The sequence below is a fragment of the Achromobacter insolitus genome, from assembly GCF_002209555.1.
GTDB lineage: Bacteria > Pseudomonadota > Gammaproteobacteria > Burkholderiales > Burkholderiaceae_B > Achromobacter > Achromobacter insolitus.
Window position 1 is genome coordinate 493,650 of sequence record NZ_NJIF01000002.1, and the last position, 16,647, is coordinate 510,296.

19 protein-coding genes are annotated in these 16,647 nt (G+C 65.3%); 15 read left to right on the forward strand and 4 right to left on the reverse strand.

Translation table 11 applies throughout. From position 1 onward, the window contains the following. Nucleotides 1-33: 33 nt before the first annotated feature. Nucleotides 34-1,035 carry a bestrophin family protein gene (locus CEY08_RS07815; RefSeq protein WP_076817180.1) on the reverse strand — a complete coding sequence of 334 codons (1,002 nt, stop codon included), beginning with the start codon at nt 1,033-1,035 and terminating at the stop codon, nt 34-36. A 359-nt stretch (nt 1,036-1,394) separates the two neighbouring features. Between CEY08_RS07815 and CEY08_RS07820 the strand changes: the two genes are divergently transcribed. The 3 genes from CEY08_RS07820 to CEY08_RS07830 all read left to right on the forward strand — a co-directional run bounded on the left by CEY08_RS07820 (nt 1,395) and on the right by CEY08_RS07830 (nt 3,981). Next, nucleotides 1,395-2,228: an alpha/beta fold hydrolase gene (locus CEY08_RS07820; RefSeq protein WP_042795532.1), complete on the forward strand. Its 834-nt coding sequence runs from the start codon at nt 1,395-1,397 to the stop codon at nt 2,226-2,228. Between the two features lie 25 nt (nt 2,229-2,253). Then, entirely contained in the window at nt 2,254-3,153 is a 900-nt protein-coding gene (locus CEY08_RS07825; protein ID WP_076817182.1) for an MBL fold metallo-hydrolase, read from the forward strand. A gap of 78 nt (nt 3,154-3,231) precedes the next feature. Then, on the forward strand, nt 3,232-3,981 hold the full coding sequence (locus CEY08_RS07830) for an SDR family NAD(P)-dependent oxidoreductase (protein WP_076817184.1): 750 nt from the start codon (nt 3,232-3,234) through the stop codon (nt 3,979-3,981). A 109-nt stretch (nt 3,982-4,090) separates the two neighbouring features. On the opposite strand, the gene CEY08_RS07835 is transcribed toward CEY08_RS07830, so the two are convergent. The 3 genes from CEY08_RS07835 to CEY08_RS07845 all read right to left on the reverse strand — a co-directional run bounded on the left by CEY08_RS07835 (nt 4,091) and on the right by CEY08_RS07845 (nt 4,943). Then, on the reverse strand, nt 4,091-4,363 hold the full coding sequence (locus CEY08_RS07835) for a hypothetical protein (RefSeq protein WP_076817186.1): 273 nt from the start codon (nt 4,361-4,363) through the stop codon (nt 4,091-4,093). Nucleotides 4,364-4,392: 29 nt separating this feature from the next. After that, on the reverse strand, nt 4,393-4,581 hold the full coding sequence (locus CEY08_RS07840) for a hypothetical protein (protein WP_126389507.1): 189 nt from the start codon (nt 4,579-4,581) through the stop codon (nt 4,393-4,395). Between the two features lie 116 nt (nt 4,582-4,697). Then, nucleotides 4,698-4,943, reverse strand: coding sequence for a hypothetical protein (locus CEY08_RS07845; protein ID WP_076817191.1), 246 nt, complete (start codon nt 4,941-4,943; stop codon nt 4,698-4,700). A gap of 197 nt (nt 4,944-5,140) precedes the next feature. On the opposite strand from CEY08_RS07845, the gene CEY08_RS07850 reads away from it, so the two are divergent. The 12 genes from CEY08_RS07850 to CEY08_RS07905 all read left to right on the forward strand — a co-directional run bounded on the left by CEY08_RS07850 (nt 5,141) and on the right by CEY08_RS07905 (nt 16,647). Then, complete coding sequence (locus tag CEY08_RS07850) at nt 5,141-6,265, forward strand: cupin domain-containing protein (protein WP_076817193.1); 1,125 nt, start codon at nt 5,141-5,143, stop codon at nt 6,263-6,265. Nucleotides 6,266-6,352: 87 nt separating this feature from the next. Next, nucleotides 6,353-7,264 (forward strand): fumarylacetoacetate hydrolase family protein, encoded by a 912-nt coding sequence (locus tag CEY08_RS07855; protein ID WP_042795525.1) that lies wholly within the window; start codon nt 6,353-6,355, stop codon nt 7,262-7,264. 47 nt (nt 7,265-7,311) lie between these two features. Then, nucleotides 7,312-8,505, forward strand: coding sequence for an ABC transporter substrate-binding protein (locus CEY08_RS07860; protein WP_076817195.1), 1,194 nt, complete (start codon nt 7,312-7,314; stop codon nt 8,503-8,505). After that, nucleotides 8,502-9,416 carry a branched-chain amino acid ABC transporter permease gene (locus CEY08_RS07865; RefSeq protein WP_042795523.1) on the forward strand — a complete coding sequence of 305 codons (915 nt, stop codon included), beginning with the start codon at nt 8,502-8,504 and terminating at the stop codon, nt 9,414-9,416. Before CEY08_RS07860 ends, CEY08_RS07865 begins: the two co-directional genes overlap by 4 nt. Further along, complete coding sequence (locus CEY08_RS07870; protein WP_063639338.1) at nt 9,413-10,399, forward strand: branched-chain amino acid ABC transporter permease; 987 nt, start codon at nt 9,413-9,415, stop codon at nt 10,397-10,399. The genes CEY08_RS07865 and CEY08_RS07870 overlap by 4 nt, the downstream gene beginning before the upstream one ends. After that, nucleotides 10,389-11,159, forward strand: a complete 771-nt coding sequence (locus CEY08_RS07875) for an ABC transporter ATP-binding protein (RefSeq protein ID WP_042795521.1) — start codon at nt 10,389-10,391, stop codon at nt 11,157-11,159. The genes CEY08_RS07870 and CEY08_RS07875 overlap by 11 nt, the downstream gene beginning before the upstream one ends. Further along, nucleotides 11,146-11,838, forward strand: a complete 693-nt coding sequence (locus CEY08_RS07880; RefSeq protein ID WP_042795520.1) for an ABC transporter ATP-binding protein — start codon at nt 11,146-11,148, stop codon at nt 11,836-11,838. Before CEY08_RS07875 ends, CEY08_RS07880 begins: the two co-directional genes overlap by 14 nt. 77 nt (nt 11,839-11,915) lie before the next feature. Then, nucleotides 11,916-12,689 (forward strand): GntR family transcriptional regulator, encoded by a 774-nt coding sequence (locus CEY08_RS07885; protein ID WP_042795519.1) that lies wholly within the window; start codon nt 11,916-11,918, stop codon nt 12,687-12,689. After that, nucleotides 12,682-13,566, forward strand: coding sequence for an alpha/beta hydrolase (locus CEY08_RS07890; RefSeq protein ID WP_042795518.1), 885 nt, complete (start codon nt 12,682-12,684; stop codon nt 13,564-13,566). Before CEY08_RS07885 ends, CEY08_RS07890 begins: the two co-directional genes overlap by 8 nt. Nucleotides 13,567-13,597: 31 nt before the next feature. After that, entirely contained in the window at nt 13,598-14,512 is a 915-nt protein-coding gene (locus CEY08_RS07895) for a LysR family transcriptional regulator (protein WP_042795517.1), read from the forward strand. 150 nt (nt 14,513-14,662) lie between these two features. Continuing rightward, nucleotides 14,663-15,652: a Bug family tripartite tricarboxylate transporter substrate binding protein gene (locus CEY08_RS07900; protein ID WP_042795516.1), complete on the forward strand. Its 990-nt coding sequence runs from the start codon at nt 14,663-14,665 to the stop codon at nt 15,650-15,652. Between the two features lie 50 nt (nt 15,653-15,702). After that, nucleotides 15,703-16,647, forward strand: a complete 945-nt coding sequence (locus CEY08_RS07905) for a M14 family metallopeptidase (protein ID WP_063639340.1) — start codon at nt 15,703-15,705, stop codon at nt 16,645-16,647.

The following is a 16,647-nucleotide window of genomic DNA, read 5'->3' on the forward strand; positions in this document are numbered from 1 at the left end:
CACCCGCGGGTGGCGGCGCAGGGGCTGCGCCTACTAGAGCGCGATTACCGTGGCGGGGAGCGCAGGCATGGCCGCCTGGCCGGCCATTTGGTTCAGGTCCCGTTCTATCATCGCGCTCAGGCGGCTGATGGGCACGTCATTCGCACTGCCTTCGAAGGGATTCTCCGTGCTCTCGCCGACCTGCTCGAGCGAGGTGTAAATCCACGAGATGATCACGCTGAACGGCACTGCCAGCCATGCCATCTGGCCCTGCATGATGCCGCCGATGTCCTGGCCCAGCTGGGCGAACTGGCCCGTCAGGCCAAACGGCAGCGCCACGCAGAAGGAACGCACGAACAAGGTGTTGATGATGGCGTACTGGCGCGGATAGGGGAAATTCTTGATGCGCTCGGCCTGGCCCTGCAGGTCCAGCAGTTCACGGATGCGGCTATTGAGTTCGGCATATTCCGATGCGCTGATGGCGCCGGAATCCAGCAGGCTTCGTACTGCCCGCGCCTGCAGGGCCAGCAACTGCGCAGCCTTGTCGTCCGCCTGCATCAAGGCCGGGATGTCCTGCGCGGACAGGTAGCGGGACAGCGCGGATTCCAGGGACTCGGCGCGTTCCGGTATTACGTACTGTCTGCGGTATTCGGCATTGGGGCGATTGCCCACGGTTTCCCACACGCGTGCTTCGCGCAATTGATAGCGCAGCGCGGTCAACCACGCCAGATGCCGCTGCACCAATGCCGCGCCTTGGTCGGAGTTGCCGGCATAGCTGTGGCTGATCACGCCCCAGTACCGGCTGGCGCTGACGATGCTCATCCAGATTTTCTGTGCGTCCACCGTGCGCGTATAGGTCTGCACGTTCTTGAAGCCGACGACAAAGGTGGTCGCGGTGCCCAGTAGCGACACCACCGACAAGGGCAGCGTCAGCCATTTGAGGCCGGCAACCTGGTAGAGCAGCGCGGGCGCGAAGCCTAGCGCCAGCAGGACATAGATCTTCCTGCGGGTCCAGATGACGAATTCGCCCAGGCGATAGGATTTTCCCAGATGCATGATGTCGGTCCCCGGTTGGCGCGCGGCAGCACGTCCAGTAGCGCGGCGCCGGCACGTCAAGCAATGTGTGGGTGAACACATCCTAAGAGCGCGGTGCGTGACGCGGTAGGGCTGCATAAGGACGCATGGTGTTGTCTGCGTGACAACAATCGGATTTTGCGCGGTCCGGCGCGCAAGGTCGGCGGGTCATCGGCAGAGCGCGCGTGGGGGGCTGCCCTGCTGGCGCGCATCGATGCGCATTGGTGCGCGTCGCACAACAGCGTGCTTCCCGCTGCATGCCTACCGGCCATGAAACCCCGCCCCTACCATGGCCTCACTTGCTTCCCCGACGCAGCGCCTAACCCAACCGGAGCACGACCATGACCAGCAATACCTACACCACCAATGACGGTACGCAGATCTACTACAAGGACTGGGGCGACGGCCCCGTCGTCACCTTCTCGCATGGCTGGCCGCTGAATGCGGACGCCTGGGATGGGCAGATGCACTATCTGGCAAGCAACGGCTTTCGGGTCATTGCGCACGATCGCCGTGGCCACGGCCGTTCCTCCCAGCCGTCAACCGGCAATGACATGAACGGCTACGCCGACGATCTGGCGCAACTGATCGAGGCGCTGGACCTGAAGCACATCACCATGATCGGGCATTCCACGGGCGGCGGCGAGGTGGCGCGCTACATCGGCCGCCACGGCAGCAAGCGCGTGGCCAGGGCGGTGCTCATCGGCGCGGTCCCGCCGGTGATGCTGAAATCCGCCGCTAATCCGGAGGGCCTGCCGATCGAGGTCTTCGATGGCATCCGTGCGGGAGTGGCGGGAGACCGTTCGCAGTTCTACAAGGAATTGGCCATTCCCTTCTATGGCGCCAATCGTCCCGACGCCAAGGTCTCGCAAGGCATGCTGGACCAGTTCTGGTTGTGGAGCATGCAAAGCGGTCAGAAGAACGCCTACGAATGCATCAAGGCATTTTCGGAAACCGACTTTACCGAGGATCTGAAAAAGATCGACGTCCCGACCCTGTTCATGCATGGGGAGGACGATCAGATCGTGCCGGTGCACGATTCGGCGAAGAAGGCCGCGCGCCTGGTAACGAACGCCAAGGAAATCTACTACCCGGGCGCGCCGCACGGGCTTACCGCCACCATGCAGGACCGCATCAATGCCGACCTGCTTGCCTTCATCCGCGCCACCGCCTGACGGGCGCCTTCCTGGAGATATCGCCATGCTTGCCATTGAAAACACCGAATCCATCGATCTGGTTCCCTCGCGCTACGCGCTGCAGATCGGCGACATCGACGCGCTGGTCGTCAGCGACGGCGTGCTGCCCCTGCCGACCGCGACGATGGCCACCAACGCCGACCCCTCCGACCTCGCGGCTTGGCTGGAGCACATGTTCATGCCCCCCGACGCTTTCGACTGGCCGCTGAACGTGATGGTGGCTCGCAGCGCAGACCAGACCATTCTTATCGATGCGGGGCTGGGAGGACAGTTCGCAGGCTTTCCGCGCGCCGGGCTGTTTCCCCAGCGGCTGGAGTCCGCGGGGATTGCGCTGGAGTCCGTGACCGATGTGATCATCACGCACATGCATATGGACCACGTGGGTGGATTGCTGGTGCCGGGCGTGAAGGAACGCCTGCGTCCGGACGTGCGCATCCATGTGTCCGCCACCGAAGTGGCATTCTGGACTTCGCCGGACTTTTCGCTCACCGTCATGCCCAAGCCCGTGCCTGCAGTGCTCAGGTCCACGGCCACCAGCTTCTACAACGAATACCGCGATCGACTGCGCCTCTTCGAGGACCGGCATGAGGTGGCGCCGGGCGTCATCGTCCGCCTGACTGGCGGGCACACTCCGGGGCACAGCGTGGTGGACCTGATCTCGGGAGGTGAACGCCTGACCTTTGCCGGCGACGCCATGTTCCCCGTCGCATTCGACCATCCCGAATGGCACAACGGATTCGAACACGATCCCGAGGAATCTGCCCGCGTGCGCATCGGCCTGTTCCAGGAGCTGGCCCGAAATCGCGGGCTGCTGGTCGCGGCCCATCTGCCATTCCCATCCGTGGGCCGGGTCGCGGTCGATGGCGACGCCTTTCGTTGGGTGCCCGTGATCTGGGATTTTTGACCGCGTCGTTGCGGTTGCGCTTGCCGGGCGTCGAGCAATGCGTGTCGCCCGGCAAGCGACCTTTCGTGAAGGAAGAAAATGAAAAAACTCATGGGTAAGACCGCCGTTATTACCGGCGGCAACAGCGGCATCGGCTACGCCGCGGCCCAGGCGTTCGTCGCCGAAGGCGCGCGGGTCGCTATCCTGGGGCGCAGGCGGGAGGCCGTGGATGCCGCGGTCGCGAAACTCGGTGCGTCCGCCTTCGGCATGGTGGGAGACGTGGCGGATCTGGCGACGCATGACCGCCTGGCAGCGGCGGTCCGAGACAGATTCGGCGCTATCGACGTCTACATGGCCAACGCCGGCATGAACCACATCGAACCGTCGCCGGCCGTAAGCGTCGACAGTTATGACGCGCAATTCGGCACCAACACTCGCGCCATATTCTTTGGGGTCACCAAGGCCTTGCCGCTGATGCGGGATGGCGGCTCCATCATCCTCACAAGCTCCATCGCGAGCGCCAAGGTGCTGGAGAATCACGCTGTCTACGCCGGCTCCAAGGCGGCGATTGAAGCCTTCGCCCGTGCCTGGGCCCTGGAGTTCAAGAGCCGGAAGATCCGCGTCAATGTGCTGAGTCCCGGTCCCACCGATACTCCGATCCTGGAAAAGCTCGGTGTGGCCGCAGCGGATCGGCCCGCGTTCGAGCAAGGCATGGCTGCGGCGATTCCCCTCGGGCGTCTGGCGCAAACGCATGAGTTGGCCCGCGCAGCGCTGTTCCTGGCTTCGGATGACAGCAGCTTCGTCACAGGCGTCAATTTGCGTGTCGACGGCGGCATTGCGCTGACGTGAAGGCAGTAACCCGGAACCGGCGCCTGTACGGCTTCGGCGAGGGGAAATCGGAAGAGAAGCGGAAAAAATTACCGGCGGGCGATCCGTGGTTGCAGTCGCCCAGCCGGTTTCAACTCAGCCGCTTCAATATCCGCGCAGCCTTGGCAATGCCGCCCGTGCCGCTGGCCGCGCGACCGACCAGCGCGGTGCCCAACGCTGTGAGGATGACGCCTTTCCAGCCGGGACCGCTGCGCATGCCCGTAAACATCAGCCAGGCGCCGGTGCCGAAGACGATGACGTGCTCGCCCGGAAAGTCGGGGCGCGCGTCATCGATACGGCGCAGTCTTTCCCACAGAGGTTCACGGGCGTCGGTCGGGGTGGGAACTGGATCTCTGGTTTGCATGGCGGCCCTCGTTAGTGACGGAGATGCGGTCAAGCAAGTGTCGTGCCGTCGGTGTCGGGTTCGCGCAAGGCTATCGACACGTCCGGATATGCCGCCTGCGCGGCCGCCACGGCATCGTCCCGGGATGCGTAGCGTTGGCCGTCCTCCTGGACGCCCAACATGGCGATGCGGCGAAACGCCCACGAGAGGTCAGGGCGTTGGAAGACTTCTACGATCATCTGGCGGGCCCGTTCAGGTTGGACGCGCAGGCTGGCGCCTGGGCGCGTCGTTCCTCCGGTGCGCAGCAATTGCCGTGCCGCCGCTGCGGCGCCTCATGGCGACCGCGGGGACGGCTTCAGTCGTCCAGGGCGGGCACGGTGCCGATCTGCATCAGGATGCGCGGCGATTCCATGTCGCCGGTTTCCTTGTCCACCAGCACTTCATAGGCCGCGACGCCGGCGAACTTGGCGGCCATGGAGTTGGCGATGCGAATGGCGCCGAACTCGCTGCTGGCAGGGCGGATTTCACCGGGGGCGACGCCATTGGCGGCAGCGCGGTAGGGAACGACGATGTATTGGACGAGATGAGCAGCTTCTGACACAGGGTTCTCCTGGACGACAGTTTTTGGGCGAGCGAAATGTATCACGCTGTACTGTGTTTTTGTACAGTATTGTTCGACGCTGCGCCAATAATTTTCGGGCGGCCTGGGAAAACCCCTAGGGCGCGCTCGTTGCCCGATTTTCAGCTCGCCTCTATTATTTTCGAAAATATTTAAATTTTTATAAAAAGAGGCAAGGGATGGAAGCGAACCGCTACGACGCGTACCGCGAGGAAACCTTAGGCCGAGCCAATGTGGCCGACTCGCCCGAGCTGGTTGCCTACTACAAGGAGCTGGCGCGCCTGGAAACCGGCGCCCTCTGGACGGTGGCGAACAAGATCGAGCCTTGGGCGCCCCGTTCGGTCTCGGTGCCGGTGGTATGGCGCTACCAGGATCTGCGCGGCCACGTGTTGCGGTCCGCCGAACTGGTTTCTCCGGAAGAAGCGGGCCGGCGCGTCATTTACCTGAACAACCCCGGCCGGCGCGACGTGGCCGCCGCCGTGGGCTGGCTGTATTCGGGCCTGCAGGTGATGAAACCCGGCGAGCTGGCTTCCGCCCACAAGCATTCGCACTCTGCGCTGCGCTTCATCATGGAAGGGCGGGGCGCATACACCGTGGTGGACGGCCACAAGATGACGCTGGGCGCGAACGATTTCGTGTTGACGCCCAATGGCACCTGGCATGAGCACGGCGTGGCGGAAGACGGCACCACCTGCATCTGGCAGGACGGCCTGGACATTCCGCTGGTCAACGCGATGGAGGCGGGCTTTTACGCCGTGCATCCTGACTTGAACCAGACCGTGACCTATCCCGTGGACGACACCAGCGCCGCCTGGGGCAATGCGGCCCTCAAGCCGCAGGTATCCGGATGGACCAAGCCGTACTCGCCCCTGTTCAAGTACGAGTGGGAGCCCACCTACGAAGCGCTGCGCCGCTATGCGCGCACCACCGCCGGCAGTCCCTATGACGGCATCCTGCTCGAATACGTCAATCCTGCGACGGGTGGCCCGGTCATGCCTACCATCGGCGCCAGCATGCAACTGCTGCAGCCCGGCGAACACACCAAGGCCCATCGCCATACCGGCAGCTTCATCTACCAGGTGGCCAAGGGCAGCGGCTATTCCATCATCGACGGCAAGCGCTATGACTGGACCGAGCGCGACATCTTCTGCGTGCCTTCCTGGGCGATCCACGAACACGTCAATCTTTCGTCCAACGACGACGCCTGCCTGTTCAGTTTCAACGACCTGCCCGTGATGCGTGCGCTGGCGCTTTACCGCGAAGAAGCGGTCAAGGAAAACGACGGCCACCAAGTGCTGATCTAGCGCCGCCCGGTCCCTATTGAATCTTTTCCGCCGCGCGGACCCCGTTCGCGCGCCTGACTCAACTCGTCCTGAATTTATGGAGTTCCTATGCGCTTGGTGACTTTTCGCGCTCATCCCACCGCCGCCGCCCGTCTGGGCGCGCTGGCCGAAGGCTATGTAATCGATCTGGCCCTGCTGGGCCGCGCTGGCGGCGTAGACCTGCCTGACGACATGCTGGCTTTCATCGACCTGGGTCCCGTGGCCGTGGCGCAGGCGAGCAAGCTGATGGAGGCCTATCGCGGGGCCTGGCCCGTGGGTACTGCGTTGCCGCAGGAAAACGTCAAATTGCTGGCGCCGATTCCGCGCCCGCGCAAGAACATCTTCGGCATCGGCCTGAACTACGTGGAGCACGTGGCGGAATCCAGCCGCACGCTGGATACTTCCGCCGATTTGCCCAAGCAGCCCGTGATCTTCTCCAAGCCGCCCACCACCGTCATCGGGCCGGGCGATGCCATCGAGCACAACGCCAAGATCACGCAGCAGCTGGACTGGGAAGTGGAACTGGCGGTGATCATGGGCCGCCGCGCCTCGCGCGTGGCCGAGGCCGATGCATTGTCCTATGTGTTCGGCTACAGCGTCATGCTGGACATGAGCGCGCGCGATTGCCGCCGCGCCGGCCAATGGATCTATTCCAAGGGCCAGGATACCTACGCGCCGTTCGGCCCGTGCATCGTGACAGCGGACGAGATCCCCGATCCGCAGGTGCTGGACCTGTGGCTGACGGTCAACGGCGAGAAGAAGCAGGGCTCCAATACGCGCCACATGCTGTTCAAGGTGCCGTTCCTGATCTCGGACATCAGCGCGGGCATCACGCTGGAACCGGGCGACATCATCGCCACCGGCACGCCGGAAGGCGTGGGCGCGGGCCGCAAGCCGCAGGAATGGCTGTGGCCGGGCGACGTGGTGGTGGCCTGCGTGGAAGGCATCGGCACGCTGCGCCATCCGGTGGTGGCCGTTTAACGCGCCCGGCCGCACAGCGGCGGGCAACGCAGTCTCAAGGGGAAAACATGATCAAGAAACAGATACTGGGCGGCGTGGCCGCCGCGTTGTCCGTCGCGCTGGACGCCGCGGCGTCGATGGGAGCGGCGCATGCCGCGGAACCGGTCAAGATCGGCTTCATCGCCACCTTGTCCACGCCGGCCGGCTACATCGGCGAAGACGAGCGCGATGCGTTCAACCTCGCCATCAAGCAGGGAGGCGGCAAGTTGGGCGGCGTGCCCGTGCAGCTGGTAATCGAGGATGACGGCCTGAAGCCCGCCAACGCCAAGCAGGCGGCTGACCGTTTGCTGCAATCGGGCGTCAAGCTCTATACCGGCGTGAATTTCTCCAACGTGCTGGCGGCGGTCGTGCCCAGCGTGGTGAAGTCGGGCGCGTTCTATGTCAGCCTGAATCCCGGCCCGTCGAACTTCGCGGGTGAAAAATGCGATCCCAATTATTTCGTGGCGTCCTACCAGAACGACGCCTTCCATACGGCCGGCGGCGTGGCGGCCAATGAACTGGGCTACAAGCGTGTCGTGCTGCTGGCGCCCAACTACCAGGCCGGCCGCGACGCCATCGAAGGATTCAAGCGCACCTACAAGGGCGAGGTGGTGGCTGAGATCTACACCAAGCTCGATCAATCGGACTTCTCGGTGGAACTGGCGCGCCTGCGCTCGCTGGCGCCCGACGCCATCTACCAGTTCCATCCAGGCGGGACCGGCATCAACTTCGTCAAGCAGTACGCGGCGGCCGGACTGAACAAGAGCATTCCGATGCTGATGCCCAGCTTCTCGATGGACGCGCGCATGATCAAGGCCACGGGCGACGCCTCGGCGGGCGCCTACATCACCGGCATCTGGTCGCAGGACTTCGACAATGCGCAATCCAAGGCCTTCGTGCAGGCGTTCAAGGATGCCTACGGCCGCGTCCCGACGGATTACGCGATGCAGGCCTACGACACCGCGCAGCTGATCGGGGCTGGCCTGAAGGCCACCGGCGGCGACCTGTCCAAGGCGGCGGAGTTTCGTGCCGCGCTGCGCAAGCCGGAATTCGCATCGCTGCGCGGCAAGTTCAGCATGAACACCAACCAGCATCCGATCCAGGACCTGTACCTGATGCGCATCGAGAAGGACAGCGACGGCGGCCTGTCGCCGCACCTGGTCCGCAAACTGGTGTCCGATGACAAGGACGCGTACGCGCAACTCTGCAAGATGCCGTCATGACGCTCCTGTTTGAACAGTTGCTCAATGGGCTGCAGTTCGGCGCCATGCTATTCATGCTGGCTGCCGGACTGACGCTGATCTTCGGCATCATGGGCGTGGTCAACCTGACGCACGGCTCCTTCTACATGGTGGGGGCCTACTGCGCGGCCTATGCCATCGGCACCACCGGTTCATTCCTGGCCGGCGTGCTGGCGGCGCTGCTGGGCGCCGGCCTGTACGGCATATCGGTAGAAGTGGTGGTGATACGCAAGCTGTACAAGCGGGACCATCTTTACCAGGTCCTTGCCACCTTCGGTTTGCTGTTGTTTTCCAACGAGGCGGTCAGCCTGATATTCGGCCGGCGTCCGCCGCTCGTGGGCATCCCCACGTTCCTGGAGGGCGCGGTCACGCTGGCCCCAGGGTTCCAGTATCCGTTGATCCGTCTGTCCTTCATCGCCATCGGCGCGCTGGTTGCCGTGGGCTTGTGGTGGCTGGTCAACCGCACGCGTATTGGCATGCTGATCCGGGCGGGCGCCGACGACCGCGAAATGGTCGATGCGCTGGGCGTGGACATTCGCAAGCTCTACACGCTGGTGTTCGGCCTGGGCGCCCTGCTGTGCGGGCTGGCTGGCGTCATGGCGGCGCCGCTGCTGGCGGTGGAAATCGGCATGGGCGAACGCATTCTGATCACCACCTTCGTGGTCATCGTGATCGGCGGAGTGGGATCGGTGCGCGGCGCGTTGGCCGGCGCATTGCTGGTAGGCATGGTGGACAGCCTTGGGCGCGCCTTTCTGCCGCAGCTGCTGTCGACCATGTTCTCGCCGGCAACGGCCGACCCGCTGGCGGCGGGCCTGGCTTCGGCCAGTATCTACGTGTTGATGGCGATTGTCCTGATCGCCAAGCCGGGCGGCTTGTTTCCGGCGCGAGGATGAAGATGGCATACACACTTACAAACCGCGCCCGCTGGGGGCTCGGCGGGCTGGCGGTGCTGATCCTGCTGCCGGCCGCGGCGCTGGCCTCGGGCTCGCCGTTCCTGATCGGCGTTGTGACGCGCTTCCTGATCTACGGGCTGGCGGCAGTCAGCCTGGACCTGGTGATCGGCTATGGCGCCATGGTCAGTTTCGGGCACGCCATGTTCTTCGGACTGGGCGGCTATGCGGTCGGCATCATCGCCTTCCACACGGCCGAGGCCGGTCCGATCTTCGGCTGGGCGGGCAGCAATGCGGCGCTGGTGGTGTGGCCCATCGCACTGGCGGTATGCGCGCTGGCCGGCTGGTTGTTCGGTTATCTGGCGCTGCGCACGCGGGGCGTGCAGTTCATCATGATCACCCTGGCGTTTGGGCAGATGGTGTACTTCGTGCTGGTATCGCTGCAGTTCTATGGCGGCGACGACGGCTTGATGATTCCGCAGCGCAACGAGTTGCCCGGCGTCAACCTGGAAAGCCCCATGGTCTTCTACTACCTTTGCCTGGCCGTGCTGACGTTGTGGACGCTGTTGTGCATTCGCGTGACCAATTCGCGTTTTGGCATGGTGCTGCAGGCGCTGCGCCAGAGCGAGCGGCGCGCGGTGAATCTGGGTGTGGCGCCCACGCCGTATCGGCTCAGCGCCTTTGTGCTGTCAGCGGTAGGCACGGGTCTTGCCGGTGTGCTGTGGGCCAATTACGCCGGGCTGGTGACGCCCGACATGGCGGCCTGGACCAAGTCCGGGGAACTCATGGCCATCGTGATCCTCGGGGGCGTGGGCACTCTGCTCGGGCCGATCGCGGGCGCGGCCGTGTTCCTGGGCCTGGAACAGATGCTGTCGTCGCTGACCGAGCACTGGCTGCTGTATATGGGCCCCATCCTGGTGCTGGTGGTGCTGTGGGGCCAGAAGGGGCTTTTTGGAAAACTGCTGGAGACACGCCATGCCGATTGATGCCGGCGCCAGCCTGCTGCGCCTGACGCAGCTGCGCAAGGCCTTTGACGCGGTGGTGGCGACCAATGGCGTGGACCTGGATGTGCGCGCGGGCGAGATCCACGCCATCATCGGCCCCAATGGCGCGGGCAAGTCCACCTTGATCGCGCAGATCTGCGGCGAGATCCGCCCGGATTCCGGCACCATCCACCTGAACGGACAGGACGTGACGGCACTGCGCGCATTCGAGCGCGCGCGCCTGGGGCTGGGCCGCTCATTCCAGATCACTGAGCTCTGCCAGGAATACACGGCCCTGGAAAACGTGATCCTTTCGCGCATGCTCAAGGGCGGCCGCGCCTTTCAGGCCTGGTCCAACCCGCGCCATGACGCGGCGCTGAAGACCGAGGCCATGCGCTGGTTGGCGCACGTGGGTCTGGAAGACCGACGTCACGTGCGCTCGGCGGACCTGGCGCATGGCGAAAAGCGGCAGCTGGAACTGGCGGTGGCACTAGCGCGTTCGCCGCAGCTGTTGCTGCTGGATGAGCCCATGGCCGGCATGGGGCCCGAGGAATCGGCGCGCATGACGCGGCTCTTGCAAGGCATGAAGGGCGACTACGGCATCCTGCTCGTGGAACACGACATGGACGCGGTATTCGCGCTGGCCGACCGCATCAGCGTGCTGGTGTACGGCCGCGTGGTGTTCAGCGGATCGCCCGAAGAAGTGCGCCGGCATCCGGAGGTGCGCGCGGCCTATCTGGGAGAAGAGCATGTTGAAGGTTGAAGGGCTGACCGGCGGTTACGGCTCCAGCAAGGTCCTGTTCGGCATGTCGTTCGAGGCGAACGAAGGCGAGGTGATCTCGCTGATCGGGCGCAACGGCATGGGCAAGACCACCACGATCAAGACCCTGATGGGCATGTTGCCCGCCACCGGAGGTGCAATGCAGTTCCGCGGCCGGACGCTGGGCCGGTCCGCGCCCAGCGGCGTGGCGCGGCTGGGCGTGGGGTTGGTGCCCGAAGGCCGGCGCGTGTTCGGTTCCCTGACGGTACAAGAAAACCTGGTGGCGACCGCGCGCGCCGCGCCGGGCGGGTGGGATCTGGAGCGCGTCTACGCCCTGTTTCCACGGTTAAAGGAACGCAGGGGGCAATCTTCGCGGACGCTGTCCGGCGGCGAGCAGCAGATGCTGGTCGTGGGCCGCGCGCTCATGACCAATCCCAAGCTCTTGATCCTGGACGAAGCGACCGAAGGGCTTGCGCCGTTGATCCGCCAGGAAATCTGGCGCTGCCTGCGGGCGCTGAAAGCCGAGGGCCAGACCATACTTGTCATCGACAAGAACCTGCCTGAAATGGCGACGCTGGTGGACCGCCACTACATCGTCGACAAAGGCCGGGTAGCCTGGTCGGGGCAGCCCGGCGAGCTGTCCGCCCAGCCTGAGCTGGCGCAGCGCTACCTGGGCATATGAGCGGGCAAGAGGGCGCGAGTAGAATGGGCCGCCTGCGCGCGGATCGGCGCCTTGGCCGCTGACATCTGGAGACCATCTTGAAGCCTAGAATAAAAGCTTCCCGCCAGGACGATCCCGGATCGGACGGGAGCGCCGGCGTGGAAGAAATCACGCTGTCCGAGCAGGTCTACCGCCTGCTGCGGCGCGACATCATGCGCGGCGCTTTTGCGCCGGGCCAGTCCCTGCGGCTGGAATTGCTGAAGCAGCGCTACGGCAGCAGTTTTTCGCCTATCCGCGAGGCGCTCAACCGGCTGCGCAGCGAACGCATGGTCATCAGCACCACCTCGCGCGGCTTCAGCATCGCGCCCTTATCGGTCGAGGAAATGTGGGACGCCTGTGAAACGCGCATCCTGATCGACTGTGACGCCTTGCGCCGTTCGCTCGCCAATGCGGATGACGCCTGGGAAACGCGCCTGGTGGGCGCATACCACGCGCTGACCCTGGCCGCGCAGCGCGCCGACCAGGCCGCCGAACCTTCGGAAGAACTGGAAGAACTGCTGGAGGCGCGCCACCTGGAGTTCCACCATGCGCTGATAGGCGCGTGCCGCTCCAACTGGTTGTTGGATCTTTCCACCCAGCTCTACGCGCAGACCGAACGCTATCGCCGCCCCGCGCGGGCCGGCGCAACTGCTTACGGGCCGGAGCGCAACGTCGACGACGAGCACCGCCAGCTGCTGGACGCCGCGATTTCGCGCGACGTCGAAGGCTCGGTCGCCATGCTGGCCGCGCACTACCGCAAGACCGCGCAGTTCATCGAACGCATCATTTCCCAGCCCCAATCGCAGCCCAAACCGCAGGCCCGGCATGCATAACCACGACATCGACCTTTTCTTCCCCACCATCGCCGAGCGCGAGGTGCAGTACAACGCGCGCGAATCGGTGCCTGATTTCGATGCCTGCGTGCGCCGCTATGCCGAGTCGTCTGCTCGCGTGCGCACGCGCCGTCCCGGCGTGCTGGACCTGCGCTACGGCATGGGGCAGGACGAAAGACTGGACCTGTTCCTGCCGGCGGCCTCGCAGGCGCCGGCGCCGCTGTTCGTTTTCATCCACGGGGGCTACTGGCGCGCACAGCGCAAGGAAGACGCGCCCGTCATGGCCGAGGCCTTCAACGCCGCGGGCGCTGCCGTTGCCACCCTGGAATACACGCTCGTGCCCGAAGCGACGCTGGGCGAGGTTGTGCGGGAAGTGCGCTCCGCCGTGGCCTGGCTATACCGCAACGTGGCGGCCTATGGCGTGGACCCCAACCGGATCTACGTCAGCGGCAGCTCCGCGGGCGGGCATCTGGCGGGCATGCTGGTCGCGCCCGGCTGGACGGCGCGCTATGGCGTGCCCGACGATGTGATCAAGGGCACCTTGGCGCTCAGCGGGCTGTTCGATCTGCGGCCCTTGTGCGACATCCTGCCGAATACCTGGCTGCAACTGACGCCCGAACAGGCGGCGCACCAAAGCCCCATCTTCCACCTGCCCGAGCGCGCCGGCCCCATGTTGCTGGCGGTGGGTGGGTTGGAGACCCAGGGTTTCAAGAACCAGACCGCTGCGTACGAGGCCGCGTGGAACGCTGCCGGACTGACGTCCACCCGCATTCCCACGCCGCACTGCAACCACTTCGATCTGGTCAACGAACTGGAAGACCCGGATAGCGAGCTGACTCGCGCCACCCTGGCGATGATGGGGCTGGGCGCCAAGTGAACGGCCGGCCGATGGCGTAAGCTTTACGTCCATGGCCGACCTGAAACTCCTAGAAGACCTGATTGCCCTGGCGCAGACCGGCAGCTTCGTGCGTGCTGCCGAACTGCGCCATGTCACGCATCCTGCTTTCGGCCGGCGCATCCGCGCGCTGGAGGCGTGGGCAGGAGCGCCGCTGATCGAGCGCCAGCGCCTGCCCGTGGTGTTGACCGCCGAAGGCGAAGCCCTGCTGAAGACCGCTACGCAGGTGGTGGAGCAGATGGGGCAGGTGCGCCACCGCATCCGCAGCTTCGGCGCGGGCGGCGAGGCCGTGCTGCGCATTGCCACCGGCCGCAGCCTTGCCCGCACGCTGGTGGCGGACTGGATCGCGCGTTTGCGCCACCGGGCCCCAAAGGTCTTGACCGAGGGCACGCAGGTCGAGCTGTCCACCGGCATGATGCAGGACATGGCGGCTCGCCTGGAGCAAGGGCGGGTGGATTTGCTCTGCTGCTACGAGCACCCGGCCCTGTCCGTTCAGCTGAGCCCCGGGCGCTACCGCTATATGACCTTGGGCACGGACAAGCTGGTGCCCGTCAGCCAGGCAGACTCGCGTGGGCGTCCCCGCTATGTGTTGCAGGAAGGCGGTGCATCCGTGCCATTGATTACCTACGCGGGCGGTTTGGCTATGGAGCGTATCGTGGGAGATCGCCTGGAAGCCACGCCCTACGCCTTGACGCCGTTCCTGCGCAGCGACTCGCTGGATGCCGCGCACGGCGCGGTCGCCAAGGGCCTGGGGGTGGCCTGGCTGCCCTGGTCCATGGTGGCGGCGGATTGCAGGCGGGGCTCGCTGGCTGCGCTGGGCGGCCGCAGCGAGGAAATTGCCTTCGAGGTGCGTTTGTACCGGTCGCGGGCGCGCCTGGCCGACCTGGCTGAAGCGGCCTGGGAAGCCACCGCCAGCCGGAAGGCGTGAGATCCGGCTGGTAGGGGGCTCATCCGTGCTGAATCAGCACCGTAATGTGTCGATTCAGCACGAGATATCCCTGGTGTACGTTCGAGAATAGCTCCCGAAACCTCGAATGAGACGGCGCCGCCGTCCACCACAGCACCCCAGGGAGAAACCATGAAATCCGTCCTGCATCCGTTGCGTGGCGCGCTAGCCGCGCTCTGTGCCTTTTCCGCGCTAGCCGCGGCGCCTTCCGCGCACGCCGAGTATCCCGAACGCGCCGTCTCGCTGGTGGTTGGCTACCCGGCAGGCGGCAGCGTGGACCTGACGGCGCGCCTGTTTGGCGAGGAGCTGGCCAAGCGCCTGGGCCAAAGCGTGGTGGTCGAGAACGTGGGCGGCGCCGGCGGCACCATCGGCGCGCAGCGCGTGGCCCGCGCCGCGCCGGACGGCTACACCTTGCTGCTGGGCTCCACCAATGAAATGGTGATCGCCAGCATGATCAACAACGCGGTCAAGTACGACAGCGTCAAAGATTTCTCGCCACTGGGCGTGATTGCCTCGCAGCCGATGCTGCTGGCCGCCAGCAAGAACTCCGGCGTGAAGACCGCCGCGGAGTACCTGCAGAAACTGCGCGCGTCCGCGCCCGGAAGCTTCAACTATGGCTCCTCCGGCGTGGGCACCACGCTGCACCTGGCGGGCGAGATGATCAATCAGTCGACGGGCACGCGCGCCGAACATGTGCCGTACCGCGGCGTGGCGCCGCTGGTGACCGACCTGATGAGCGGCCAATTGGACTACGGCATGCTGGTGCTGTCCTCGGGCTTGCCGCAAGTGCGCGCCGACAAGATCGTGGCGCTGGGCGTTACCGAGAAAAAGCGTTCGCCGGTGGCGCCGGACCTGCCCGCCCTGGCGGAAACACCGGGATTCGAATCCGTGGACATCAGCGTCTGGTTCGCGCTCTATGGTCCGGCCGGCTTGCCGGAACCTGTGGCCGCCAAGCTGCGCAGCGCGCTGGCCGACACGCTGAAGTCGGAGCAGTTCCGCGCCAAGATGCAGGAAGCCGGTGGCGTGCTGTCGCAGCCGGGCCTGGACCCGGCCGCCTACCAGGCAGAGGAAACCAAGAAGTACGGCGCGCTGGTCAAGGCCGCCAAGATCGAAGCCCAGTAACGCGAAGCCCAACCATCGCAACACCCCAGCATCACAGCGGATAACTATTCATGGAATTCAAGCTCCCCGTTCCCGACCTGAGCGCCGAACGCGCCGGCAATACCGGCACTCCTGGCGTGTGGCATTTCGATTCAGGCCTTCCGGGGCGCGCACTGATGGTATCCGCGCTGGTGCATGGCAATGAGCTTTGCGGTGCCTGGGCGTTGAAGGACCTGCTGGCGGCGGGGCTGCGGCCGCGTCGCGGCAGCCTGACGCTGGCATTCTGCAACCTGGATGCATTCGACCGCTTCGACCACGCCAATCACGATGCGTCGCGCTTCGTTGCCGAGGACATGAACCGCGTCTGGAGCGCCGAACGCCTGGATAACCCCACGACGCCGGACCGCCGGCGCGGCGCGGAGCTGCGTCCCTGGGTGGAGCGCGCGGACTGGCTGCTGGACCTGCATTCCATGCATGAGCCCGGCGCGCCCCTGCTGCTCACGGGCATCCTGCCGCGCAACATCGCGCTGGCGCGCCGCTTGAAAGCGCCGCAGCATGTGATCGTGGACGCGGGGCACAAGGACGGCGTGCGCATGCGGGATTTCGGCCAATTCGGCGATCCGGCGCGGGAAGACGCTTGTGCCCTGTTGATCGAATGCGGCTTCCATGGCGAATTGGCTGCGCGTGACGTGGCGCGGGACATGGTGGCGCGCATGCTGGTGGAGTCGGGCGTGATCGACGCCGCGGATGTGCCGGCAGGCTGGCTGTTGCCGGACGCGGTGGACCAGCGCGTGCTGGAAGTCACGGACGCGGTGGTCGCGCCATCCATGGATTTGCGCTTCTCCGAGCCCTGGACCGGGCTGGAGACGCTCGAAAAAGCCGGTTCCACGCTGGGCTGGGCGGATGGCCAGCCCATCGTGACGCCTTACGATCGGTGCACGCTGGTCATGCCGTCGCTGCGGCAGTTGAAGCCGGGCGTGACGGTGGTGCGGCTGGCGCGGGACTACGCCGGCTGA